Source organism: Sulfitobacter sp. W002 (assembly GCF_025142135.1).
In the GTDB taxonomy this organism is placed as follows: domain Bacteria; phylum Pseudomonadota; class Alphaproteobacteria; order Rhodobacterales; family Rhodobacteraceae; genus Sulfitobacter; species Sulfitobacter profundi.
The window spans coordinates 1,009,374-1,031,394 of sequence record NZ_CP081126.1 but is presented as its reverse complement, the minus strand read 5'-3'; the positions used below and the strand labels follow the sequence as shown (position 1 = coordinate 1,031,394).

The 22,021-nt window shown below is 58.4% G+C and carries 25 protein-coding genes and 1 tRNA gene; 18 read left to right on the top strand and 8 right to left on the bottom strand.

Going from position 1 to position 22,021, the window contains the following annotated elements; all coding sequences use genetic code 11:
- Positions 1-64 precede the first annotated feature (64 nt).
- Genes K3758_RS05110 through K3758_RS05085 form a run of 6 tightly spaced genes read left to right on the top strand, consistent with a single transcriptional unit; the run spans position 65 to position 5,771 of the window.
- A complete protein-coding gene (locus tag K3758_RS05110; RefSeq protein ID WP_259948206.1) occupies positions 65-1,597 on the top strand; it encodes a sugar ABC transporter ATP-binding protein in 1,533 nt (510 codons plus the stop codon).
- The gene (locus tag K3758_RS05105) at positions 1,594-2,583 is read left to right on the top strand and encodes an ABC transporter permease (RefSeq protein WP_259948205.1); all 990 of its coding nucleotides are present in this window, start codon (positions 1,594-1,596) and stop codon (positions 2,581-2,583) included. The genes K3758_RS05110 and K3758_RS05105 overlap by 4 nt, the downstream gene beginning before the upstream one ends.
- A gap of 6 nt (positions 2,584-2,589) precedes the next feature.
- Complete coding sequence (locus tag K3758_RS05100; protein WP_259948204.1) at positions 2,590-3,348, top strand: FadR/GntR family transcriptional regulator; 759 nt, start codon at positions 2,590-2,592, stop codon at positions 3,346-3,348.
- Positions 3,345-4,250 carry an aldose 1-epimerase gene (locus K3758_RS05095; protein ID WP_259948203.1) on the top strand — a complete coding sequence of 302 codons (906 nt, stop codon included), beginning with the start codon at positions 3,345-3,347 and terminating at the stop codon, positions 4,248-4,250. Before K3758_RS05100 ends, K3758_RS05095 begins: the two co-directional genes overlap by 4 nt.
- Complete coding sequence (locus K3758_RS05090; RefSeq protein ID WP_259948202.1) at positions 4,237-5,169, top strand: 2-dehydro-3-deoxygalactonokinase; 933 nt, start codon at positions 4,237-4,239, stop codon at positions 5,167-5,169. The genes K3758_RS05095 and K3758_RS05090 overlap by 14 nt, the downstream gene beginning before the upstream one ends.
- On the top strand, positions 5,166-5,771 hold the full coding sequence (locus K3758_RS05085) for a 2-dehydro-3-deoxy-6-phosphogalactonate aldolase (protein ID WP_259948201.1): 606 nt from the start codon (positions 5,166-5,168) through the stop codon (positions 5,769-5,771). The genes K3758_RS05090 and K3758_RS05085 overlap by 4 nt, the downstream gene beginning before the upstream one ends.
- A gap of 2 nt (positions 5,772-5,773) precedes the next feature.
- On the opposite strand, the gene K3758_RS05080 is transcribed toward K3758_RS05085, so the two are convergent.
- The 4 genes from K3758_RS05080 to K3758_RS05065 form a co-directional block, all read right to left on the bottom strand.
- Complete coding sequence (locus K3758_RS05080) at positions 5,774-6,631, bottom strand: SMP-30/gluconolactonase/LRE family protein (RefSeq protein WP_259948198.1); 858 nt, start codon at positions 6,629-6,631, stop codon at positions 5,774-5,776.
- Positions 6,632-6,906: 275 nt separating this feature from the next.
- Positions 6,907-8,058, bottom strand: coding sequence for a toprim domain-containing protein (locus K3758_RS05075; RefSeq protein ID WP_259948195.1), 1,152 nt, complete (start codon positions 8,056-8,058; stop codon positions 6,907-6,909).
- A 344-nt stretch (positions 8,059-8,402) separates the two neighbouring features.
- Positions 8,403-9,002 carry a phage terminase large subunit family protein gene (locus tag K3758_RS05070; RefSeq protein WP_259948193.1) on the bottom strand — a complete coding sequence of 200 codons (600 nt, stop codon included), beginning with the start codon at positions 9,000-9,002 and terminating at the stop codon, positions 8,403-8,405.
- Positions 9,003-9,258: 256 nt separating this feature from the next.
- Positions 9,259-9,489 (bottom strand): hypothetical protein, encoded by a 231-nt coding sequence (locus K3758_RS05065; protein WP_259948191.1) that lies wholly within the window; start codon positions 9,487-9,489, stop codon positions 9,259-9,261.
- Positions 9,490-10,580: 1,091 nt separating this feature from the next.
- On the opposite strand from K3758_RS05065, the gene K3758_RS05060 reads away from it, so the two are divergent.
- The 3 genes from K3758_RS05060 to K3758_RS05050 all read left to right on the top strand — a co-directional run bounded on the left by K3758_RS05060 (position 10,581) and on the right by K3758_RS05050 (position 11,779).
- Positions 10,581-10,826, top strand: coding sequence for a hypothetical protein (locus tag K3758_RS05060; RefSeq protein ID WP_259948189.1), 246 nt, complete (start codon positions 10,581-10,583; stop codon positions 10,824-10,826).
- A gap of 143 nt (positions 10,827-10,969) precedes the next feature.
- Positions 10,970-11,308 carry a hypothetical protein gene (locus tag K3758_RS05055; RefSeq protein ID WP_259948187.1) on the top strand — a complete coding sequence of 113 codons (339 nt, stop codon included), beginning with the start codon at positions 10,970-10,972 and terminating at the stop codon, positions 11,306-11,308.
- 90 nt (positions 11,309-11,398) lie between these two features.
- Positions 11,399-11,779 carry a hypothetical protein gene (locus K3758_RS05050; RefSeq protein ID WP_259948177.1) on the top strand — a complete coding sequence of 127 codons (381 nt, stop codon included), beginning with the start codon at positions 11,399-11,401 and terminating at the stop codon, positions 11,777-11,779.
- On the opposite strand, the gene K3758_RS05045 is transcribed toward K3758_RS05050, so the two are convergent.
- Positions 11,769-13,304 (bottom strand): IS3 family transposase, encoded by a 1,536-nt coding sequence (locus K3758_RS05045; protein ID WP_259948175.1) that lies wholly within the window; start codon positions 13,302-13,304, stop codon positions 11,769-11,771. The two genes, K3758_RS05050 and K3758_RS05045, sit on opposite strands and share 11 nt — an antisense overlap.
- 250 nt (positions 13,305-13,554) lie before the next feature.
- On the opposite strand from K3758_RS05045, the gene K3758_RS05040 reads away from it, so the two are divergent.
- From K3758_RS05040 to K3758_RS05025, 4 genes are read left to right on the top strand one after another with little or no spacing between them, the layout of a single operon-like run.
- Entirely contained in the window at positions 13,555-14,544 is a 990-nt protein-coding gene (locus K3758_RS05040) for a hypothetical protein (protein WP_259948173.1), read from the top strand.
- A 51-nt stretch (positions 14,545-14,595) separates the two neighbouring features.
- A complete protein-coding gene (locus K3758_RS05035; protein WP_259948170.1) occupies positions 14,596-15,234 on the top strand; it encodes a hypothetical protein in 639 nt (212 codons plus the stop codon).
- A gap of 1 nt (position 15,235) precedes the next feature.
- Entirely contained in the window at positions 15,236-15,640 is a 405-nt protein-coding gene (locus K3758_RS05030) for a hypothetical protein (protein WP_259948168.1), read from the top strand.
- Entirely contained in the window at positions 15,637-15,897 is a 261-nt protein-coding gene (locus K3758_RS05025; RefSeq protein ID WP_259948166.1) for a hypothetical protein, read from the top strand. The genes K3758_RS05030 and K3758_RS05025 overlap by 4 nt, the downstream gene beginning before the upstream one ends.
- A gap of 188 nt (positions 15,898-16,085) precedes the next feature.
- On the opposite strand, the gene K3758_RS05020 is transcribed toward K3758_RS05025, so the two are convergent.
- Positions 16,086-16,175: transfer RNA gene (locus tag K3758_RS05020), tRNA-Ser, on the bottom strand.
- A gap of 435 nt (positions 16,176-16,610) precedes the next feature.
- On the opposite strand from K3758_RS05020, the gene K3758_RS05015 reads away from it, so the two are divergent.
- Complete coding sequence (locus K3758_RS05015) at positions 16,611-16,913, top strand: hypothetical protein (RefSeq protein WP_259948164.1); 303 nt, start codon at positions 16,611-16,613, stop codon at positions 16,911-16,913.
- 84 nt (positions 16,914-16,997) lie between these two features.
- Here the strand turns inward: K3758_RS05015 and ychF are convergent, their stop codons facing one another.
- Both ychF and K3758_RS05005 read right to left on the bottom strand, forming a co-directional pair.
- Complete coding sequence (gene ychF / locus K3758_RS05010; RefSeq protein WP_259948162.1) at positions 16,998-18,095, bottom strand: redox-regulated ATPase YchF; 1,098 nt, start codon at positions 18,093-18,095, stop codon at positions 16,998-17,000.
- Between the two features lie 59 nt (positions 18,096-18,154).
- Complete coding sequence (locus tag K3758_RS05005) at positions 18,155-18,346, bottom strand: hypothetical protein (protein WP_067261693.1); 192 nt, start codon at positions 18,344-18,346, stop codon at positions 18,155-18,157.
- A 154-nt stretch (positions 18,347-18,500) separates the two neighbouring features.
- On the opposite strand from K3758_RS05005, the gene trpA reads away from it, so the two are divergent.
- The 4 genes from trpA to K3758_RS04985 all read left to right on the top strand — a co-directional run bounded on the left by trpA (position 18,501) and on the right by K3758_RS04985 (position 22,004).
- Positions 18,501-19,292 carry a tryptophan synthase subunit alpha gene (trpA, locus tag K3758_RS05000; protein WP_067623023.1) on the top strand — a complete coding sequence of 264 codons (792 nt, stop codon included), beginning with the start codon at positions 18,501-18,503 and terminating at the stop codon, positions 19,290-19,292.
- A 138-nt stretch (positions 19,293-19,430) separates the two neighbouring features.
- A complete protein-coding gene (locus K3758_RS04995) occupies positions 19,431-20,621 on the top strand; it encodes an alpha-hydroxy acid oxidase (protein WP_259948158.1) in 1,191 nt (396 codons plus the stop codon).
- Complete coding sequence (locus tag K3758_RS04990) at positions 20,615-21,235, top strand: hypothetical protein (RefSeq protein WP_259948155.1); 621 nt, start codon at positions 20,615-20,617, stop codon at positions 21,233-21,235. The genes K3758_RS04995 and K3758_RS04990 overlap by 7 nt, the downstream gene beginning before the upstream one ends.
- Positions 21,236-21,347: 112 nt before the next feature.
- Positions 21,348-22,004 (top strand): 50S ribosomal protein L25/general stress protein Ctc, encoded by a 657-nt coding sequence (locus K3758_RS04985; RefSeq protein ID WP_243265260.1) that lies wholly within the window; start codon positions 21,348-21,350, stop codon positions 22,002-22,004.
- The last annotated feature ends 17 nt before the right edge of the window (positions 22,005-22,021 follow it).

The window sequence follows — 22,021 nt, the reverse complement described above, 5'->3', positions numbered from 1 at the left end:
GGCAGGGGCGGACACCCCACTGAGGTGCCCGCCCCGACCTGACCTGTCCACGAAGGAGAGCCCTATGACCACCCCTTTTCTACGTATCGAAGGGCTTACCCGGCATTTTGGCCCGGTGCAGGCCCTCTCCGACATCACGCTCGAATTCTACCCCGGCGAAATCCTTGCTCTCGTTGGAGAGAATGGCGCCGGAAAGTCTACCATGATGCGGTTGCTCGAGGGCGTGTTCCCTCCGACCAGCGGCAGCATACATATCGACGGCCGTGAGGTCAGTTTCGCGCAGCCCCGAGAGGCCCATGCCGCGGGCATAAGGGTAATCCATCAGGAGCCGGAGATCGTGCCGGACCTCACCGTTGCCGAGAACATTTTCACCGGCGACCTGCCGCGCAAGGGGCGGCATTTTCTCGACTGGGCACGACTTTTCGCCGATACTCAAGCGCTTCTCCAGACCTTCGGCATGACGCACGACCTCCATCCGCGCCAGCTCTGCGCTGGCCTCGGTCCAGCTCAGCGCCAGATGATCGAGATCATGCGCGCGGTGCAGGCCGGCGGTAAACTGATCGCCTTTGACGAACCAACTTCGTCTCTGACCGACGAAGAGACCGGTCGGCTGTTTTCGATTATCCGCCGATTGCGCGCGGACGGCGTGGCTGTGATCTATATTTCGCACCGTTTGGTCGAGATCACCGAACTGGCCGACCGTGTCGCGGTGCTCCGTGACGGCAGGCTGGTCGACGATCTGCCTGCCAAGGGCATCACCGAAGAAACGATTACCCGGCTGATGGTTGGTCGACCGCTGTCCGATATGTTTCCCAACCGCGCACCCTCAACCGGCGAGGTCATTTTGGATGTCGCCAACCTGAGCACCGAACACGTCACCGACATTTCGCTGCAACTGCGTGCGGGCGAGGTTCTGGGCATCGGCGGGTTGATCGGGGCGGGCCGGTCCGAACTGGCCAAGGGCATGTTTGGATTTCACCGCCGCACCGCCGGTACGGTCCGGGTCGGCCGCACCGAACTGCCGTCGGGCGATACGGCTGCGGCGATTGCTGCCGGCATCGGCTTTGCCCCCGAGGACCGCAAGGAAGAAGCGTTGTTGCTGATGCAGACCATCCTTGAAAACGCGGTTCTTTGCGTGCCGCAGAAGGTGTCGAGCGGCGGCTTCTTCAACCGGGCCAAGGCGTTGGAGTTGATTTCCGGCATCTCGAAACAGATGCGGCTCAAAGCCTCGTCCTTGGATGCGCCGGTCACCTCCCTTTCCGGCGGCAACCAGCAAAAGGTGGTGCTGACTCGCTGGCTGGCCAGCGATCTAAAGGTGTTGATACTTGACGAGCCGACTCGGGGAATCGACGTGGGCGCGCGGTCCGAGATTTACGACCTGATCCGCAGCCTCACCGACACTCAGGGACTGGGCGTCATCGTGATCTCGTCAGAACTCCCCGAACTGCTGGGTCTATCCGACCGAGTGCTCGTCATGGGCGACGGCCGCATCCAGGCGGCATTCGACCGCAGCGAAGCAAATGAACAAAACATCATGGCCGCGGCCATCCCCCATGGGCGCCCTGTCGGGGCACAACTTGAAGGAGCGGACCAATGACCGATCACACCACCAACCCCCACAATGAGGGTTTCAGCATGCACCGTCTAATTGAGCGCATCGGAATTCACAACATCAGCCTCCTTGCGGCTCTTTTGGGGCTGTTGATCATCTTCGGCGTATTGCGCGGTGACGTCTTCTTCTCGGCGCGCAACTTGCTTAACATCGGCATGGGTGTGGCTATTCTCGGCGTTCTTGCAATCTCGCAGACCGGGGTAATTGTGTCCGGGGGGCTCGATATTTCGGTCGGTTCCATTGTTGGGCTGACGACCGTTGCCACCGCCATGACAATCCAGGCAACTGACATGGCGGGGCTGGGTTTGTTGGCGGGCATCGCGGTTGGCGGGCTGGCCGGACTGGTGAACGGGCTACTCATCACCTACGGGCGGATCAACGCGGTCATCGTAACGCTCGGAACCATGGCAATCTTTCGTGGCGTAGCTTTCATCCTGTCCAACGGCCAGTCGATTTCGATCTTCAACGATAGCTTTCGCTGGATCGGCACTGGCCGCGTTCTTGGTCTTCCCGCGCCGATCTGGATTTTGATCGCGGTGGCAATCGGCTTCTATATCTTCATGCATAAAAGCATTGTCGGTCGAAACTACTACGCCATTGGCGGCAATCCCATCGTGGCACGCCTGTCTGGTCTGAAAATCCCGAATTACCGGGTTGCCATCTACGTCGTATCGGGCGTCATGGCGGGTGTGGGCGGTATCCTGTTGGCGGCGCGCACCGGCTCAGGCCAGCCGATTTCGGGCTCTGACGGCCTGGAACTCGAAGCCATCACCGCGGCTTTCCTTGGCGGCTGCGCGATGCAGGGCGGTCGGGGCACGGTGGTCGGCGCTTTGCTTGGGGTGGCGATCATCGGCGTACTGAACAATGGCATGATCCTGACCGCAGTCCCCACGTTCTACCAGATGCTGGCCAAAGGATCTCTTCTTATTCTTGCCGTTTTCTTGGCAGAATACCGCTTGAACAGGAATTGAGGACGCATGGATATCAAAGACGCAACCTCGCCGCGAAGAAGTGCGCAACTGCGCCCGCGCGAGATGGTGACCAGCACGCTGGCGCAAAAGATCTTGTCGGGCGAGTTTTCGCCTGGCATTCAGTTGCCAACGGAAGTCGAGATGAGCAAGGAGATGGGTGTTAGCCGAACGGCCCTGCGTGAAAGCGTGCGGATGCTGGCCGGAAAGGGCCTGATCGAAAGCCGTCCCCGCATCGGCACGGTGGTCCTGCCTTCCGAGCAATGGAACCACCTGGATAGCGACATTCTTGCCTGGCGCGAACGCCTGCCACCAGATATCCACTTTATCCGCGCACTGACCGAGGCGCGCCAGGTCATCGAACCGGCAGCCGCGGAAATGGCTGCATTACGGGCTGACGGAACCGACCTTGGGAGGATTCAGACCGCATACAACCGCATGTGTGGTGGCCAGACCGACGATATTGAGGGCACGGTCTCGGCGGACGAGGATTTTCACCTTTCAATTCTAAGGGCGAGCAAGAACGAGATTTTTGCCAGTTTCGGCGCTGTCATCGGATCCGCGTTGCGCATGAGCTTCCGTCTGACCACCCGTGCGGCCCAGAATTTTTCGGCCTCCCTCGCAACCCATGGTGCCGTGCTCGAAGCGATCCGTATGCGGGATGCCGCCAGGTCGCGCGAATTGATGACCGTCCTGATCGACCTTGCCGCACGTGAGCTGGACAGCATTGCCACCCATATTACCTCGTCTGAGGACCGGCAGCCGTGACCACATCGTGCTGTTTGGCACTCAAAGTGGGGAACCTTCGCGCCTTGGTCGATGTCGGAATGGGCGCGGCGATTCGGACGTTCGAACTCGAAACTCCGGCAGGCATCCGGCCAGTATTGGCGGCACCATGTTCTGCATCGTCGGACGTCGGGCAATCGGCTTTGTTTCCGATGGCGCCTTTTGCCAACCGCGTCAGAAACAACCGGCTGAAGATTGCAGGACGGGAAATCCGGCTCCGGCCCAATACGGATGATCCCCTTTGCCTGCACGGTTGGGCATGGCAGCGCGAATGGCAGGTAGAGCAGTATGCGCCCGAACTCTGCAAACTACGTTTGCGACTGCGCGCCCATGGCTACGACCTGACCCTGAACTACGAGATGCACCTTTCTGAGACTGCTCTGAATCTCACCCTCGGTGCGATAAATGAAAGCACCGCGCCGGCGCCCGTAGGTCTGGGTTTGCACCCTTATTTTCCTCGCAGCCCGAATACCAAAATCTCTTTTGCAGCCGCCAAGGTTTGGCCAGATGGACCGGGTCACCTACCCAGTGGTTCCCGCCCAATTTCTGATCGAGATGACTATTCAAAGGCTCAAACCCTTCCAGCGGACTGGCGCAATGAGTGTTATTCCGGGTGGACTGGGCAAGCGCGTATCCTTCAGCCAAACTTGCAATACGACCTGGAAATGAGCGCGAGCGGCGCTGATGTTCTTATGTTTTATGCCGATCCCGCTCTCGAATGCTTCGCCCTCGAACCGCAGACTCACATTAGCGGAGAAACCCACACCGACTCCGGCGGATTGCGAGTTCTTGCGCCCGGACAGGAAACCGAAATGGGTCTGACCCTATCTGTGCGGAGCCGCGCACCCCACATAACTCAACAGGTTGGCTATGTACCAAACTGATCTTGCCGCCACGACATGGGTTGCCGCTGATTGGGGGTCCACGAACCTGCGCCTGTGGCTGATGACCGCCGAAGACAAGGTGGCGCAGTCGATCCAGGGCGCACGCGGCGCGGCACATTTGACCGCAGATGAGTTCGAAGCAGAGCTGCGCGGGCTGCTGGCCCCGGTTCTGGTCCAACGAGGGGGCGAACCGTTGGAGGTCATCGCCTGCGGCATGGTGGGCTCACGTCAGGGGTGGGCGGAAGCGGCCTACCAAACCGTGCCAGCAGCGCCGGTGAACGCGTCTCAGGCGCGGACCGTGTCAGATACCCGCAACGATCTGCGGGTTCATATCCTGCCCGGACTTCAGCAACTTTCACCGCCCGATGTCATGCGCGGAGAAGAAACCCAGATTGGTGGTCTGCTGGTCTCCGACCCGGATTTCGACGGGGTTGTTTGCCTCCCGGGAACGCACAGCAAATGGGCCCGCGTCGCAGAGGGACAGGTGAAAGCCTTCTCGACTTGCATGACGGGAGAGTTGTTCGCTTTGCTCTCCGGCCACTCTGTCCTGCGTCATACCGTCGATACGCGGTCATTCGACATGACGGCCTTCGAGAGTGCCGCCTCGGAGGCATTGCACGCGCCCGAGGGGCTGTCTCGCGGGCTGTTCAGTATCCGCGCGGACGCATTGGTAACAAATGCCTGCCCCGGCACAGGGGCAGCGCGCCTTTCGGGTTTGCTCATCGGGGCGGAGATCGGTTCGCTGCGCAGTCTCTGGCCTGACCTGCCCATGGTCGTTCTCGGAGCATCGTCCCTCTCGGGGCTTTATGTCCGCGTTCTGCACGCTGCGGGCATGGACGTGACACAGGTCAATGCAGAAGACGCAACCATAAGCAGCCTCGCAAGGGCCTACAGAACTTTGAAAGGGCAACTGTCATGAGTCGCAACCTGATCGCCATCCTTCGTGGCCTTGAGCCGAACGAAGCCGTCGACATGGCCGAGGCGTTGATCGCAGCCGGCATCACGCGCATTGAGGTGCCGTTGAATTCGCCGGAGCCGTTCGACAGCATCGCGAGGATGGTCCGTGCCTGTGGTGATCGGGCGTTGATCGGCGCGGGAACTGTGCTGGAGGTGCGGCAGGTGGACGAACTCGCCGAGATAGGGGCTGGGCTGGTCGTTTCACCAAACTGCAATCCCGACGTCATCCGGGCCGCGGTGAAGGTCGGGATGCAGTCATGGCCAGGTGTCCTGACCCCAACCGAATGCTTCGCCGCGCTGAGCGCCGGAGCGACCGGGCTCAAACTGTTCCCCGCTTCCATCGTCGGGCTGTCCGGCCTAAAGGCAATCAAGGCGGTCCTGCCGCGCAACACCGCAGTCTACGCGGTCGGGGGCGTGGAACCGCAAGATTTCTCGGATTGGCACGCCGCCGGCGTTTCAGGGTTCGGGCTTGGGTCATCGCTTTATAAGCCAAGCAAATCGCTGGCGAAGGTCGCGCAAGCCGCGGAAGCGGCGGTCGCCGCTTATGATGCGCTTTCGATCTGATTTCAGAGTTTGATCGGCGGATCGAAACGGCCGGCGACATTGATTGGCGTAACAAAGGTTGCGCCGGCTTGTGCATCTGAGGCGCGCTCTGTTTCGGTCATACCGAAAAGGGCAGTGGTCACCAGCATATGGCGGGCGTCGCGGCCGATAAAAGCTGGGCATGTCACGTTCGGAGTGGGGGCTGTCATCTCTCCTACCTTCTGACCGGAGGGATCGTATCCTACGACCCGTCCGGCCCCAAATAACGTGATCCAGATATTCCCCTCAGCATCCGTGACGGCACCGTCAGGATTGCCGCCCGGGTCAGCGATGTGAACTTCGGGCCCGGCCACCGGGCAGCCTGTCGCAGGGTCGAGCGCGACCCTCATGATGCGTCCGTCGCGGGTGTCGGTAAAATATCCGACTTCACCGTCGGGCGAAAAACAGATCGCGTTCGGGATGGAGATTTCGGACGCGATCTTTTCGAACCGCCCCTCACGGAAAACGTAGATGCTCCCTGCTTTCGGCTCGGCCTTCCATCCCATTGTACTGACCCAGAGGTGGCCAGAAGGATGTACGCGGGCATCGTTAGAGCGGAGGTACGGCCGATCCTCTTCAAGGCTGGCCACCAACCGCATCGTGGATGTTGAAGGATCGAATTGGTGTAAGCCGTCAGCCGCAACAACCACATATCGGCCGTCTTCGGTAACTGCCATCGCGCTTCCAGCGGCCGAGAGCTTGTGCTTATGAGTCGAATTGCTCGACAGATCATGAAGAAAGAGCTGGCTCCGCTCAATGTCGAACCACCACGCAGTGTTGCGGCGCGGATCATAGCCCGGGCCTTCTCCGAGTTCGAGTTGCTCCGAGTCCAAGATCCGCATAACTTTGTTCCTAATGCCAACAGCGGACCAACGATAACTGCAACACAGATCGCCTTCAACTGCACTGTAAGAGATATCTCTGCCTTACACCTGATCGATATGACGGGCTAAAGTTTCAAGGAAGTAGCTCATCAATCCCGCGCGCCACTTGCACCCTCCCGCAGGTTGTTTGAACGGAAGTGAATCACAAAACTATGCAATCAAACAAGAATTAATGGGTGTGCTGCCTAAAGGCGTCAGGGCACAAAATTACGGACACTCCCTTTCGCAGCGGATCAGAACGGGATGATGTCATCCAGGTCTTCAACCTTGTAGCTTACCTCAGGCTCCGGCGTTGCCTCAGGCGGCGTGCGCGTCAGGCCCATGCTGTCCATCAGATAATCGTTCCAGTCATTGTGACCTCCTGGCGCCAGCTCCATGCGAACAAGGATGCCGTGCGTGTCGATCTCGGCTTTGAGGCTATCACCCACATCAGCAGCATAGCGCCAGCCGCGCGGATCATTGTCCGCCAGGAAGACGATCTCGAGAGGTGCCTGACCTTTGGCGCAGAGCTCCTTGATATGCTCGACCAGGATCTTGTCGCCGCCGGAGCGCAGTCCCACATAGTTGATGCCATCCAGAGGCATGCCTGCATCGCGCTGGACCTTGTTCCAGCTCATCGCATTGATCGGGTTCTCCGCGACATACCAGCTCGCCCGGCCGGAGGTTGTGCCACAGCGCCAGAAACCGGAGGATGGCGCCCGCGCGGCCACGCCTTTGAAGTTGCGATTTTTGCGTTCGAAACACCCCACACACCAGTTGCCAGTCTCGGGGTGCTTGGCGTAATAGGGGAAGATGACATTAGGGCTGCCCTTGTGCGCGTTTTTCGCAAACCAAAAGCTGCGGGCAAACATCGGATCGAGATCTTCAAGGCCACGCTCGCGCAGATAGATCGGCACCTCGGTGTCGCCTTCCCAGCGGTCTGCCTCTTCCTTGAGCTCGTTGCCGATTTCGCCGTAGGTCTTCTTGTCAGCCGGCGGCTCAAAGGGGGGAGAGTGAGAAGAAGAAGGGGCGGACGATGAGGGCGAGAGGGTCGAGTTATGAGGCCCAAAGGGGTCGCCATAGATGTCACGCAGTTTCATCCTAGCACGGCCAAGACTGCCTTCGATCTTCGATGCGATGTGGATGATAGTCCCGGAGCGGTTCCCGCTTTCACTCGGAGACGGTCCAGATGTGCATTCCCACATCCAGTCACTTGTTTTCTTAGAGGGATAGATCTTAAGCGTTGTGCCGCCGCTCTTCCAGCTGGTCGAGTGAGACTTCCCATCCTCGGGGTTGTAGTGCGCCTTCTCTTCCTTGTATCCGAAAGCCGTGAGGGCCACCTTGATATCCTGTTGCTTGAAATAATTCAGCTCCGCTTTGTTCTGCTCTTCAGTGCGCATTGCCATGTCGTCGATCCTTTGTTCTGACTGTTTTTCCCGCCTGAATTAAAGATCGACGCAATTTGCGAAAAAGCAGAATGAAAAAAGTCGCACCCTGGCGCATTTTTCTTAGGACTAGGCCGTAAACCCCTGCAAAACATGGCCGAAGCCATGTCGCATTGTTTCGGCAGAATGTCCCGCAGCTACCACCCCGTCTTTCTTGGGTAATAACTTTTCGCAACCCTGTGGATATTCTTGGGTGCTGGTTGAGCAGGAACTGGTCGATCAAATCCGCTGTCGTCTGTCTTCGGTCTAGGTGCGGCGACGCCAGGCGCGCCGCGCATCGGGATAGAGCCTTTCGCGCGCAGACCCTAAAGGGCCGCCAGCGCATAGACGCGGCAGTCCCATGCCTCGTTCCTCTGCTTGCCGCGTTTCTTGGTCCAGAATGACCCCATGCGGCCGCCGCCTAAATCAACAAAGACGCGATGCTCTGAGATGAATTGGTCATACCATGTCTTATCGCGGCTCGCTGGGATGTGCATGTAGCCCGGGCCTGGATCGGTCTTGCCCAGATGCATCTCGACGCGATCCTTGATGCCGCCTGTGCAGATCGAATGGATCGGACAGCCGTTGCGGTGCGTTTTGGGCGCCCGCGGCCAAACATACTCCAGCCTTTTGCCTTTTTTCGTGGCCGATCCCTTGATGGCCCAAACCCTTCGCTTCTGGCGCGGCATGCAGAAGTTAGTCACGATTGGTGCGTGGTGCCCACCGCTGTCGATCGCGACCGCAGCCACCGGGATTGGATTTCCAACTTCACGCTCATATGTGCGCTTGAGGAGACCATCGAGGGCTATCCATACGCCATCTTCGCCGGGGTTACCCATCAATACATCGTAAGAGACGGACCAGCTCTCCTCATCGAGGCTCCCGTCTGCCGGGGCGATCATGCCGGAGAGTTCATCGAGCGCCACTACGCCGGCCGTGCGCATACGCCAGTTGGCCTCTGCCGAGAGCACGGCCGATGAAATACTTGCCGACCGTCTTGCCTTTCTTGCCAGCCCTGATGCGCTGGCCGAGGAGCTTGGCGATCTTATCCTGGCAGAGCGCAAAGGCCTTTTTGGTGTTGCCTGCCCTATCGCGTGCCTTGGCTGCTGAGGGCGCATTTACGCGCCGGGTCTTCTCACCGTGCTCAAGCTTGGATAGATAGCTCGCCTGGATCCGCTGGATCTAGATGTTGGCTGTCACGCCGCGGCTGGTTGCCGCTCGCGCCTTGTCTACCTTGGCCACGCCCGCGCCGGTCGTGAATTTGATCGGCTCGTCCAGCTTGCGCTGAAGAAAGTCAGGCGTCTTCTTGCGCAGCGAGAACGCCGTCGCGTTGACGGCATCTTTGGCGGCTTCGGGATACTCTCGCGCCAGACGGTTGAGACGGCGATCGAGGCGGCGCATATCGATGTTCATGCAATGACCCCTAGCTCCACAGTTCCATCTGTGTCGCGCAGGCATGGCTTACAGAAACGATTGCCCGCGCCTGTGCTCATGAATGGCCGCTCACAGCAGATGCAGCTCCGGGGGTGATGATCGGGCTCCTAGACATACCAAGGGCCATCCGTTGCTGTCATGACGGAGGCCTGGGAGACTGTGCGCCTGGAGAGGCCTTTGCCGGTCCGCTCCCTGTAGTCACGCACTACATCAGAGACGCTGGCGCCATTCGCACGCAGGCGCATCACATAGATGAGCATCTCATTGGAAATGGGCTGATATGGGGAGGCTTGCTTTGTCATACTCCCATCATAGTGCATGACGGCGAAACTCCCGCAGTGTTGCCGGGTCCGCGGAGCGCGCGTGGGAGGTTGTAGAATGGCGGGGAGCGGCGGCGCGGAGGAATTGTGCCGGAGGGGTGGAGGCACGCTGTGGCGCCACGCTGAGGGGCTTGGCCTCATCTCCCTCATTGTCCTGCTGGACACTGGAGGAAGAGCCCTCAAGGCTCGCACCTCAAGGTGCTCCAGTTTGGCCTCTTCCCCTCCCCGATCTATCGAATAAGGAAAAACCGCCCCAGCGGATTTTTACTTGATCGAATAGATCTCGGCCTGATTTTCTTAGGAATCGTAAAATCTGTTAGATTTTACTTATTAGGCCTATAGCCTTCTTCTTCGACCTCTTGTGCCTTGGGGGCACCGAGGCCTCGAAGAGGCTAAGGTCAAAAGGCTTAAGCCTAGTATAACAACCCCCTGAAACACTGCCAAGGGGGTAAATCCGAAAAAATACAAAATCATACGAACTTTCTTCGTCTGCGGTTTGTTTTGTCTCTATGAGGCAGAGTGAAAGTAGAGGAAATGAGAGGAAAAGTCGAGAAACAAGGGGCCAAGATCCTGACGCCTAGACCTCCTATCGCCCTGATATCCCTCATTATCCCGCCTTCCTTCTTCTCACTCATCCTCTCTTCATCGCCCGCGCCGCAAGGTTTCGCCTCCCTAATGTATCCTGCATCCAGGACATCGCCAAACCCAACACCTCCGCATCTCCCCGTGTCCGCCGTAGAGCTTGACGCGATGATGGATGCTGTCGCACGCTGCACAGCGGATGAGGCGATCCGTCGAACCTTTGCGAGCCTGGGTCTGGATCCTCATGATCCTACCGAGATTGCCCTCTGGCATGAAGATCGCGCCTTCATACAATCGTCTCGCGAAGGCTCCAATACTCTCGTCCGCACCATCAAGACCACGGTGGTCGGTTCCATCACAACCGCCATCCTCTTTGCGATCTGGTCCGTGATCCAGGGCAACACCCCCGGCTAATTCCACCAAATGTGCCACACCTGACCCACAGCTCTTGATATGCGTCAAATCTGGCGCATCGATACCCTGCGCGACACTGCGAGCCATAAACCTGTTTCACGGTAAGATGTTGATAATAAAGCATAACGGAACAGGAGCCCAGCATGCGCACATCCACCCTGACACCAGACCAGATCATCCCGCGCCGCATCTTATCGAACCTCGCCACCGGTGAGATCACCCTGACCGCGGCGATCAAGCAGAGCAAGATGCACAAGAATGCGTTCTTCCGCTCTGTCGCCAAGATGATCAAAGCTGGCCAGGCGCCTGACAGCCTTCTCGACTTCAAGTCCATCGCATCCATTCACGATCAGCTCGAGAATGTCTATGCGCCGACCATCGTCGGCTCTTCGGAGCGCGAGATCGAGAAACTCCGCGGCAAGCTCTCTGATGCACAGCGTCGGGCCCGTGAAGCTGAGCAGCGTCTTGAGACTGATCAGTAGCTTGCTGAGGTTATCGGCGAGTTCGCATCCGTAACCCCGCAACCACCGAAATGGATCACCGACTGGATCCCGGGTCTTGAAAGCGCGTCTGTGCCGATCTTGATGCTTCAGGACTTCCATCCCGGCGAAGTGATCGACCCCAAAACATCATATGGCTATGCGTATAATGTCGCGATCGCCGAAGACCGCCTGCGCCGCACGATTGAGCGCACAGCCACCCTGGTTCGCGGTCAGATGGCATCTGGATCAAAGTGCCCTGGCATCGTCTGCTCCCTGGGTGGCGACATGGTATCCGGTGAGACCCATCAGGAACTGATCGACACCAATGAGATGGGTGTGGGCGAGCAGATGATCCATGCTGTTGATCTCTGCATCGGCGCGATCACCGCTCTTGCTGAAGAGTTCGGAAAGGTGTTCGTCCCCTGCGCGACGGGGGTGCGGACAGAAACTTGGACTGTTTTCACGGCATAAGGTCGAGGCTTTTACGGTATTCGATCGGGCTTCTGCCACCAAGGGACATCTTGATGCGTGTTTCGTTGTACCAGCGGATGTAGGCATCAACCTCGTCAATAAACTGGGCCACGGTGAAGGCTCGCCAATCGCGAGGATAGAAGAACTCAGTCTTCAGGCGTCCGAAGAAGCCTTCACATGCGGCATTGTCCTCCGAACTCGCCTTTCGTGACATCGAACGAACGAGCTGCGCTGCGTCGATACGTTCCAGCCAGCCAGGCCAGCGATAGTGGCCTCCGCGATCGCTGTGGACGATGGGCCGCACTTCGCTGTCAGCGATGGTCTCTACCGCTGCATCAAGCATTGTGTTTACGAGATCGGCATCCGGTCTGGTCCCTATGGTCCAACTTAAGACCAGGCCGTCGAAGCAATCAATGATTGGGGAAAGATAGACTTTTCCCGCTCGGATGTGGAACTCGGTGATATCGGTCAGCCACTTCTCGTTTGGCGCTGCCGCCTGGAATTTTCGGTTGATGATATTCTCCGGCGCAGGACTAATCTCACCCAGATATGAGCTGTAACGTCGGCGCTTCGGCTTTGGGACGATCAAAGCTTCCTGCTTCATCAGGCGCCGCACTACTTTTTCGGAGATCGAGATAGAGTCCCGCGTCATATATGCTTTGAGGCGACGGTAGCCGTAGCAGCGATGGTTGCTTTCGAAAGCCTCCTTCATGGCCTGTCGAATGGGAGGATACTTATCTCCCTGTTTCATGCGAGCGCGGTGGTAAAAGTACGAGCTGTGCGCGAGACCCAGCCGAGCCAACAGCGCTGGCGTCTTATACCGTTTTTTTAGGGCGACGATCAGCATGGTTTTTTCCCGATTGCTCAGGCTCCTCAGATCGCCGCCAAGTTCCTTTTTTATCATTTCACTCGCAGTCTTGAGCAGATCATGCTCAATCTGGAGCTCGCGAATGTCACGCTGCAGGGTTTCACGCTGACGCTCCAACTCCTCAAGCTCTGGGGGAAGGGCGCTCTTCTTGCGTTTCATCATGGCAGGAGCCTCCGGGCCAAGGATCTGTGTTTTCCAAGCATAGAGCGTCGGCCGACTAACTCCGAACTTTTCAGCCAGGGACTGGGCACTTTCTTGACGGCTATATAGCCCCGCCACAGCAGCCTGCTTCACGGCGTCAGAGTGATTGCCGGGGCCATATGCTGTGTTGGAGGCCGGCTTCATGTCAGGAAAGGCCTCGCACACCCACGCCGTCATTGTGGTTCGGCTTGGATAGCCTAAAGCACGCAGCGTCCATGAGATACAGCGGCCATGGGTTGCATAATGTTCTAACGCCACCTGCTTTTGCGCCAATGAGAATTTAGGCGGGCGCGGCGCCGATCGTATAGGCAAGTCTTGCAGACGTTGGTATTCTCTATGCCATCCTTTCAGGGCGTTCTTCGTTGGATACCCCAACTCACGGATGGTGGCCTGCGCGCGCTTGCCGAGCTTGATATAAAGCTTAACCGCGCGCAGTCGTTCTTCGTAGCTGTACATGAACTATCTCCAAGATAGTCCAACTTTTCGTCCGCACCCCCACCGGGTCAGTTCTCAGTGACAATCAACAGCCCATGTGATGCAGGCGCAAGGCCCGGCCGAAAGGCTGGGCCTTTTCGTTTTTGTGGATAAATGTCCCATATGTACACTCTTTTTGTTGTATCATACACAATCATACGATATTCAGGTGATACGAGTTGAGAAATTGCGGGGGGTCGCATCAACGAAGAGCAGAACAAAGGATTATCACATGCTCAAGAATACAGAACTTCGCGCCTCTACAGACATGTTCGAGGGTTACGACTTCGCCGCCACCGCCGAGGCTGCCGCAGCATCGATCTGCGAGAGCTACAAGACCGGCGAAAAAACCTATATCCACGCTCAGATCCACAAGCATGCAGACGGCGCGCTCGAGATCGCCGTTGCACCAGAGTCCACCTTCGATCTGCCATCAGTCAAGCTCTGCGCAATCCATTTCGCGCATTGCCATGATGTCATGCAGGCAATCCACGCGGCCTTGCTTGATATGTTCCGCGAGATGCCAGATGCGTTTGTGGCCCGCTGCCCGATCTATGAGGTGACCACAGATTATGATCAGGCGCGCCCGGCCGAGGTCACCATCAAGAACTTCACGTTCGAAGACTACAAGAGGGACCAGGAAGACCACCACAAACGCGCCTTTGTGCATAAGATCAGCATCAGCTGGGAAGAGTTTCAGGAACTCTGCCCACTGCCCGGAGATGACGGCAGCGAGTTCACCGCGGCCGAGCTGGCCGAGGCTGAGCTCTCCGATCATTTCTTCGACAGTTTCGAGCTGGGCCACCTGCGTCATGAGGGCCACCGCATGACGATCTCGGTCAGCGTGCCGAACTCTGATGGCACCCTGGCGCCTTTCATGGCTCTGCATCCGGATGACTTTGATCACCTCGAGTTCGCCATGGAGGGACTGCAAGATCTGGCGCGCGATGTGTCTGAGATGATCGATGCACCCCTGGAGATCCACACTCAGCTATGGATCGACGGCAAGGTCATCGCCTCTCCTATCCTGCGCGCACACACACCGCAGATGATGCACGCTGAGGTCCATGAGAGTGACCTTCGCCGTCATGGCAGCGACCGGCGCTCCATCGCCCGGATGTGTCGCCACATGCGCCTCTATCGCTCCGGCGCATACCTGACCACCCCGCCAATCGTCCGCGATCTGATGGAGGCCCTGCAGAACTTCAAGTTCACCTCATAAGGCCAAGAGAGAGACCCGGCGATTGCCGGGGTCAGCACCCAAAGAGGGTGAGTGAAAGAAAGAAAAGGCGAGGCCCAAGAGGGCGAGAGCCAAGAACCAACAAGCAAGAAGAAGATGACGAAGACAGCAGCGAACATCCCCATGCAGACGATCATGCCGGGCTTCGGCCCAATGATGATGAACACGCGTAAGAGCGCGCGACATCTCCGCAGGGCTGGTGTGGATATCTATTTCGACAACCAGCTCGCGCCAGCTAACGCTGAGGGCCTTATCGATGAGGTGATGGTCAACATGAACGGCGCTCTCCACTTTAGCGCGGAGCGGGTCTACATCGCCAGCCTCGGCGTCCATAAAGGCCAACGCAGCACAACCCTGCCGGAGCATGAAGACACCATCCGGGGCGCCAAGGCTCAGGCCTGCGTGGCATCCTTGATGCTGTGCAAGGTGGGCAGGAACACAGAGGATCGTGCGCGTCTCGCGCGCAAACTTGATGATTTGCACAAGGAGCTGAGCGGTCACGAAGCGATCTGTAATGGGTCGCACGAAAACCTCTCCGAGAAATTCTTCACATGCCCATGCTGCTGCGAGACCTACGATAAGACGAGATTCACATGCTTCTGTGAGGGTGATCACGAAGACTGCCTCTCATGCATGTTCGGTGGCTTCCGCGCTGAGTTGAGGGTGAGTTGAGATGGGTATCTATAGGATCAAGCACCCGCAGTGGCTCCTCGACGAGATTGTCGGCAACTACAAACCCTGGGCGGAGAGGACGCCAGGGAACACCCCAGACCACTCGAATGGCTATGGTTGCGGCTGCACCCCGCTGACCAGCACAGGCGGAACCTGGACATCTTCAGGCAATCAGGGCGGTATCTGGAACCCCGTATGGCGGATGTATGAGGTCTACCTCAACACCAAAAAGACGGAATGGACTTGGGCAATGAGGCAGAACGCGGACCACATGTGGGACAAAACCGGCGTCTTTGCTACCCCCTCCTTCTTCGGTGTGCCAGCCCAACTCCATCACCTCTGCGACCTTGATCCATATGAGGCGCAGATCGCGATCGACAACATCAAGATGGGAGCAGCAGCGTGAGTAAGAAGAAACCCCCAGAACCAACCGGTCCAACCTATCACGACCTTGAGCCCATGCTTCATGATGCGAGCACCGGCGAAGAGATCGACAAGATCGAGGCGCTTATGGCTGACTATGTCCGCCGCGCGTATGCCGAGGTGAAGACTGATGAGCACGCGAAACGCTGGGCGCGCTTTTGGTCGAACGGTTGCCGCGGCAGGGATCCAATGGACGGCATTAAAGGTGCGGATCGTCAGGTCATGCCAGCGACCCTCTGACCATCACAGACCCCGGCCATCGCGCCGGGGTTTTTGATTCCCTCAAGCTCCAACTGAAACCCTGTATGAAACCTGCTGAACTCCGACTGAAATCATACGATCACGTACAAATGAACGCTGGCCGACTCCCCCAATGGACGCCCTACAACCCCGGGTCATTCAAATTAATCAATGTATTTAGGGGGTTGTGGCGGAGACGAAGGGATTCGAACCCTCGAGACCCTTCCGGGCCTACTCCCTTAGCAGGGGAGCGCCTTCGACCACTCGGCCACGTCTCCGTCGACCCGTTTAGAGAGGTCGCGCCCGGGTGACAAGGCGAAATTCACGGGAATTTCTGCATTTTTCTAAGTTGGTTTTAGTTCGGCTGGCTGGACCGCGGGCGGCGAGCCGCCGTGAAGCGCGCTTGATCGTGCTGCTTTGCAGAAACATGGCTGTTGCGCTGCTCTGTATGAGGCCGTTTCCCGAACATGCGGGGCGGCTGTAGCAACTAACACAGGAGCGTGAACGACTTGTGAAACGCCGCAATAATCACGATAATCATTTGATATACATCGCATATTAACGCGCAAACCAGCCCCTGCGCTGCTCAAACGCCCCGGATCGCACCCAATCTTGCTGCAGGGGCGAAACTTTCATGATCGGACACCCGTTACTTCACCACAAACGATGACATCGCAATGACGCGATTTAAGATAAACCTGAAGGAACACATTATGAAACTCATTCTGACCACCGCCGCCGCCGCTTTGATTTCCACCGCTGCCGTTGCCGATAACTCCACCCGCTACAACGACATTTTTCTCGACACCTCGGTGACCGCTGAGACAAGCGATGTCTATGGCAACAACGACCGCATGCGGAACCCGAACGCTTCGACCAAAGCGAATGACATTATGCTGAACACTGCCGACGCCGACAAGAACCGCGACACCGTGATGAGCACGCGCAACGCCCTGCGCAGCCCCGGTGAAGGCTACGTCTACGGTGGCTTTGGCCCGGGCAACGACAGCAAATAAGCTGTCACCACCCACAAAAAAAGCCCGGCAGCGCAAGCTGTCGGGCTTTTTTGTTGGCGAGGTCAAAGACCCCTGCAAAATCAATCAGGTGTTGAACAGGAAGTGCAGCACGTCACCGTCTTTGACGATATAGCCTTTGCCTTCGGCACGCATCTTGCCCGCCTCTTTCGCGGGGCCTTCCCCGCCGAGCCCTACGAAATCATCATAGGCGATGGTTTCGGCGCGAATGAAACCTTTCTCGAAATCGCCATGAATAACGCCCGCTGCTTTGGGCGCCGAGGTGCCGGTTTTGATTGTCCAAGCCCGTGCTTCCTTGGGACCAACGGTGAAATAGGTCTCAAGATGCAAAAGCTCATAGCCCGCGCGGATCAGACGGTCGAGGCCAGCCTCTTTCAAGCCCATTTCTTCGAGGAACATCTCGGCCTCTTCGGCCTCAAGCTGGCTGATCTCTTCTTCGATCTGGGCAGAGATCACCACATGCGAATTGCCCTGCGCTGCGGCCATCTCGGCCACTTTGGTGGAATGGGCGTTGCCCTCGGCGGCCTCGGATTCGCCCACGTTACAGACGTAGAGCACCGGTTTTGTGGTCAGCAATTGCAGCATACGCCAGGCTTTGGCGTCGTCTTCGTCGACCTCGACCACACGCGCGGGGTTGCCAGCTTCCAATGCTTCAAGCGCCATGCGCATCAGACGTTCCTGCTGCACCGCTTCTTTGTCACCGCCGCGCACTTTGCGCACGATGTTTTGCAAGCGTTTCTCGATGCTTTCAATGTCGGCCAGCATCAGTTCGGTGTCGATGGTTTCGGCATCCGCCACCGGGTCCACGCGGCCTTCGACATGGGTCACATCGCCGTCTTCAAAGCAGCGCAGCACATGGGCGATGGCGTCGACTTCGCGGATATTGGCGAGGAACTGGTTGCCCAAGCCTTCGCCTTTCGACGCGCCCTTTACCAGACCAGCGATATCGACAAAGGTCATGCGCGTGGGAATGATGCTTTTCGACTTGGCGATTTCGGCCAGCGTGTCGAGCCGCGCGTCGGGCACGGCCACTTCGCCGACATTGGGCTCGATCGTGCAGAACGGAAAATTCGCCGCCTGTGCCGCTGCGGTGCGGGTCAGCGCGTTGAAAAGGGTCGATTTGCCGACGTTCGGCAGACCGACGATGCCCATTTTGAAACCCATGACGATACCCCTATAAAAGCTGCGCGTGTGTTAGGGGTAGCGGGCGCAAAGCGCAAGGCTCAGCGCGCGCGGCGGTCTTGATGCGCCTGATAGATCAAGATCCAAGCCAGCAGGATAAACATCGGATGTGTCAGCCCACCTGAAAAGATGATCGCGGGCAGCCAGATCAGGAAGACCACGATGGACAGGATCGGCCGACCGATCAACAGGATCGACAGCGGCGGTAGGAAAAGGGCGAGTACATAGTTCATGCGCCATGAGATAGGAGGCTTTGCGCAAAATGGAAGGGCGCGGCCTGCCACGCGCCCCTGATAGGGGAATTTTGCCGCCCCCAGCCCCGCGGTGGATTGATTTTCACCGCGACATTCGGCATTGCCGAGGAAAGCACCAAATGAGGCAAGCCACATGACCCGTATCGACGCCAAATTCGAAGACCTCCGCGCCCGCGGCAAAAAGGCGTTTGTGTCCTATGTGATGGCCGGCGATCCTGATTTCGACCGCTCCCTTGAGATCGTGCGCGGCCTACCTGCCGCCGGGGTGGATATCATCGAACTTGGCCTGCCTTTCACCGATCCAATGGCCGACGGCCCCACGATCCAGCTTGCCGGTCAACGCGCCCTCGAAGCGGGTATGACGCTGAACCGCACACTGGAAATGGTCCGCGCCTTCCGCGAGAATGACGACACGACCCCGATCGTGCTGATGGGCTATTACAACCCGATCTATTCCATGGGTGTTGAGAAATTCCTAACCGAAGCCAAAAACGCCGGGATCGACGGGTTGATCGTGGTCGACCTGCCGCCCGAAGAAGACATCGAACTGTGCTTGCCCGCGCAGGATGCCGGTCTGAACTTCATCCGCCTTGCCACGCCGACCACGGATGACAAACGCCTGCCGCGCGTGGTGCAAAACACCTCTGGCTTTGTCTACTACGTCTCAATCACCGGCATCACCGGCTCGGCCGAGGCGAATGCCGCGGATGTTTCGCCCGAGGTTAAGCGCATCCAAAAGGCCAGCGGCCTGCCCGTGATCGTGGGCTTTGGCGTGAACACCCCCGAAAAAGCCTGCGCCATCGCCGAAGTGGCAGACGGCGTGGTGATCGGCTCGGCCATCGTGAACCGCATTGCTAACGGTGACAGCCCTGAGGATGTTTTGGCCTTCGTCAAAACCCTCGCCGACGGGGCGCATTCGGCGTAACCCCTTCGCCTCAAGCAATGACCCAAAGCCCGCGCTGCCCCACTGGCCGCGCGGGCTTTTTCATTGCTGCGGCCTTCCCAATTGCCAAGCCCCGCGCCAGTTGCTACCAAAAGTTAACCCATTCAGCACAGGTGGCCCATGCCCGTCATCACCAGCATCGACGATCTCAAACGCATCTACAAACGCCGTGTCCCGCAGATGTTTTACGACTATGCGGAATCGGGCAGCTGGACAGAACAGACATTTCGCGAAAATTGCAGCGACTTTGACCAAATTCGCCTCCGCCAACGGGTCGCGGTGGATATGTCGGGCCGCAGCACCGCAACCCAGATGATCGGCGAAGATGTGGCCATGCCGGTGGCACTTGCTCCGGTTGGGCTGACCGGCATGCAATGCGCAGACGGAGAGATCAAAGCTGCCCGCGCGGCAGAGGCCTTTGGCGTGCCCTTCACCCTGTCGACCATGTCGATCAATTCAATCGAAGACGTGGCCGAGGCGACGACGAAACCCTTTTGGTTTCAACTCTATACAATGCGCGATCAGGACTATGTCAGCCGCCTGATCCAGCGGGCTAAGGATGCGAAATGCGCCGCGCTGGTGATTACACTCGACCTGCAAATCCTCGGACAGCGGCATAAAGACCTGAAAAACGGACTTTCCGCCCCGCCCAAACTGACGGTGAAAACCCTTGCCAACCTTGCCACCAAATGGGGCTGGGGCCGCGAGATGCTGGGCGCCAAGCGGCGGCATTTCGGCAATATCGTCGGCCATGTGCATGGCGTGACCGACAATGCCGACCTTGGCGCATGGACGGCAGAACAGTTCGACCCCTCGCTTGATTGGGACAAGATCGCCAAGATCAAAGAGCAATGGGGCGGCAAGGTGATCCTCAAAGGCATCTTGGATGCCGAGGACGCGCGGATGGCGCTCAAGGTTGGGGCCGATGCGATCATCGTCTCCAACCACGGCGGGCGACAGTTGGATGGGGCGCTGAGTTCGATCCGCATGCTGCCCGAAATCCTCGACGCTGTGGGCGACCAGATCGAAGTCCACCTTGATGGCGGCATCCGGTCGGGTCAGGACGTGCTCAAAGCCATGGCGATGGGCGCTAAAGGCACCTATATCGGTCGCGCCTTTATCTATGGGCTGGGCGCGATGGGCCAGCCGGGTGTCACCCGTGCGCTTGAGGTGATCCACCGCGAGTTGGATCTGACCATGGCGCTTTGCGGGGAAACCCAAATCGCCAACCTCGGGCGGCACAATCTGCTGATCCCGCGTAATTTCGGCGGCGACTGGCAGGAATGGCCGCGCGATCCGGGCAAATGCTGATCTTTCTCAACCGCAACCTCACCTTTCTCGCCACGCCGAAAACCGGGACCACCGCCGTTGAAATGGCGCTGAAACCCGAGGCCGAGATCGTCTTTTCGCGCAGTCGCAAGCATCTGACCGCGCTGCGCTATCGGCGCCGCGTGCTGCCCTTTTTGCAAGAGACCTTTTCAGCCTCGCCCGAACCCTTGGCCGTGATGCGCGATCCCGTAGAGCAGATCCGAAGCTGGTATCGCTACCGCAGCCAACCCCGGCTGGATGGCAAGAAGCTCAGCACCAAGGGGCTGACCTTCGAGGCGTTCGCGTTGGAAGTGATCTCTGACGCGCCGCCGCCGCGTGCGCAGATCGGCAGCCAGTTTTCCTTTCTGACCTCGAACCAAGATGACCTTTTGGTGCAACACCTCTTTGCCTATGAACGCCAACCGACCTTTCGCGACTTTCTGGCCGACAGGCTGGGGCGCGAGGTCAAGCTGAAGCCCAAGAACGTCTCCCCCGATCTGCCCGCACCCCTGTCAGGCGAGGTCGAATCCCGGCTCCGCAGCGCGCGCGCCAAGGAGTTCGCTCTTTATGATCGGCTCATAGCGGCAGACGGCTACCTGCAGACCCCGCAGGAATAGCGCCCCCGCTGCCCTTTTGCCCTTTCCAGCCGGGCAAAACCGGTCTATACGCGCGGCTTCACGCGGGAATACAGCCTTGGAGGATTCCCGCCCTAATCAATTGGAGACTAAAATGGCCGGAGAGATTCCTGATCTTGAAGCCCAGGTACGTACGGGGACAGGCAAGGGCGCCGCTCGTCAAGCACGTCGTGACGGCATGGTTCCTGGTATCGTATTTGGTGGCGACAACGACCCGCTGCCGATCAATATCCCGTTCAACAAGCTGCTGACCAAGCTGCGCGCAGGCCGCTTCAAAGCGACCCTGTTCAACCTCAAGGTTGAAGGCCACGACGACGTTCGTGTGATCTGCCGCGACGTTCAGCGCCATGTTGTCAAAGACCTGCCCACGCACATCGACCTGATGCGCCTGAAGCGGACCACCAAGATCAACCTGTTCATCAACGTCGAAGTCAAAGGCGAAGAAGAATGCCCCGGCCTGAAAAAGGGTGGCGTGCTCACTCTGGTGCGTCCGGAAGTTGAACTGGTTGTGACTGCTGCGGACATCCCTGAGTACGTGACCGTGGACATCACTGGCCTCGAAATCGGGGACAGCGCGACCATCAGCCGTGTCGACCTGCCCGAAGGTGCCAAGCCCACAATCGACCGCGACTTCGTTGTGGCCACGATTTCGGCTCCTGCTGGCCTTTCCGCGTCGGATGACGACGAAGACGAGACTGCAGCGGATGAAGTACCGACAACCGAAATGGGTCCGCCCGACGGTGAAGAATAAGCATCAGCCGCAAGGCA

Bases quoted from the DNA above. Each gene is read 5' to 3' on its own strand.
- K3758_RS05065 (WP_259948191.1), bottom strand. From the start codon at position 9,489: ATGAACATCGATATGCGCCGCCTCGATCGCCGTCTCAACCGTCTGGCG.
- K3758_RS05110 (WP_259948206.1), top strand. From the start codon at position 65: ATGACCACCCCTTTTCTACGTATCGAAGGGCTTACCCGGCATTTTGGC.
- K3758_RS05005 (WP_067261693.1), bottom strand. From the start codon at position 18,346: ATGAACTATGTACTCGCCCTTTTCCTACCGCCGCTGTCGATCCTGTTG.
- K3758_RS05055 (WP_259948187.1), top strand. From the start codon at position 10,970: ATGCGCACATCCACCCTGACACCAGACCAGATCATCCCGCGCCGCATC.
- ychF (WP_259948162.1), bottom strand. From the start codon at position 18,095: ATGGGTTTCAAAATGGGCATCGTCGGTCTGCCGAACGTCGGCAAATCG.
- K3758_RS05075 (WP_259948195.1), bottom strand. From the start codon at position 8,058: ATGGCAATGCGCACTGAAGAGCAGAACAAAGCGGAGCTGAATTATTTC.
- K3758_RS05030 (WP_259948168.1), top strand. From the start codon at position 15,236: ATGGGTATCTATAGGATCAAGCACCCGCAGTGGCTCCTCGACGAGATT.
- K3758_RS05105 (WP_259948205.1), top strand. From the start codon at position 1,594: ATGACCGATCACACCACCAACCCCCACAATGAGGGTTTCAGCATGCAC.
- K3758_RS05080 (WP_259948198.1), bottom strand. From the start codon at position 6,631: ATGCGGATCTTGGACTCGGAGCAACTCGAACTCGGAGAAGGCCCGGGC.
- K3758_RS05060 (WP_259948189.1), top strand. From the start codon at position 10,581: ATGATGGATGCTGTCGCACGCTGCACAGCGGATGAGGCGATCCGTCGA.
- trpA (WP_067623023.1), top strand. From the start codon at position 18,501: ATGACCCGTATCGACGCCAAATTCGAAGACCTCCGCGCCCGCGGCAAA.
- K3758_RS04985 (WP_243265260.1), top strand. From the start codon at position 21,348: ATGGCCGGAGAGATTCCTGATCTTGAAGCCCAGGTACGTACGGGGACA.
- K3758_RS05100 (WP_259948204.1), top strand. From the start codon at position 2,590: ATGGATATCAAAGACGCAACCTCGCCGCGAAGAAGTGCGCAACTGCGC.
- K3758_RS04990 (WP_259948155.1), top strand. From the start codon at position 20,615: ATGCTGATCTTTCTCAACCGCAACCTCACCTTTCTCGCCACGCCGAAA.
- K3758_RS04995 (WP_259948158.1), top strand. From the start codon at position 19,431: ATGCCCGTCATCACCAGCATCGACGATCTCAAACGCATCTACAAACGC.
- K3758_RS05040 (WP_259948173.1), top strand. From the start codon at position 13,555: ATGCTCAAGAATACAGAACTTCGCGCCTCTACAGACATGTTCGAGGGT.
- K3758_RS05015 (WP_259948164.1), top strand. From the start codon at position 16,611: ATGAAACTCATTCTGACCACCGCCGCCGCCGCTTTGATTTCCACCGCT.
- K3758_RS05085 (WP_259948201.1), top strand. From the start codon at position 5,166: ATGAGTCGCAACCTGATCGCCATCCTTCGTGGCCTTGAGCCGAACGAA.
- K3758_RS05090 (WP_259948202.1), top strand. From the start codon at position 4,237: ATGTACCAAACTGATCTTGCCGCCACGACATGGGTTGCCGCTGATTGG.
- K3758_RS05045 (WP_259948175.1), bottom strand. From the start codon at position 13,304: ATGTACAGCTACGAAGAACGACTGCGCGCGGTTAAGCTTTATATCAAG.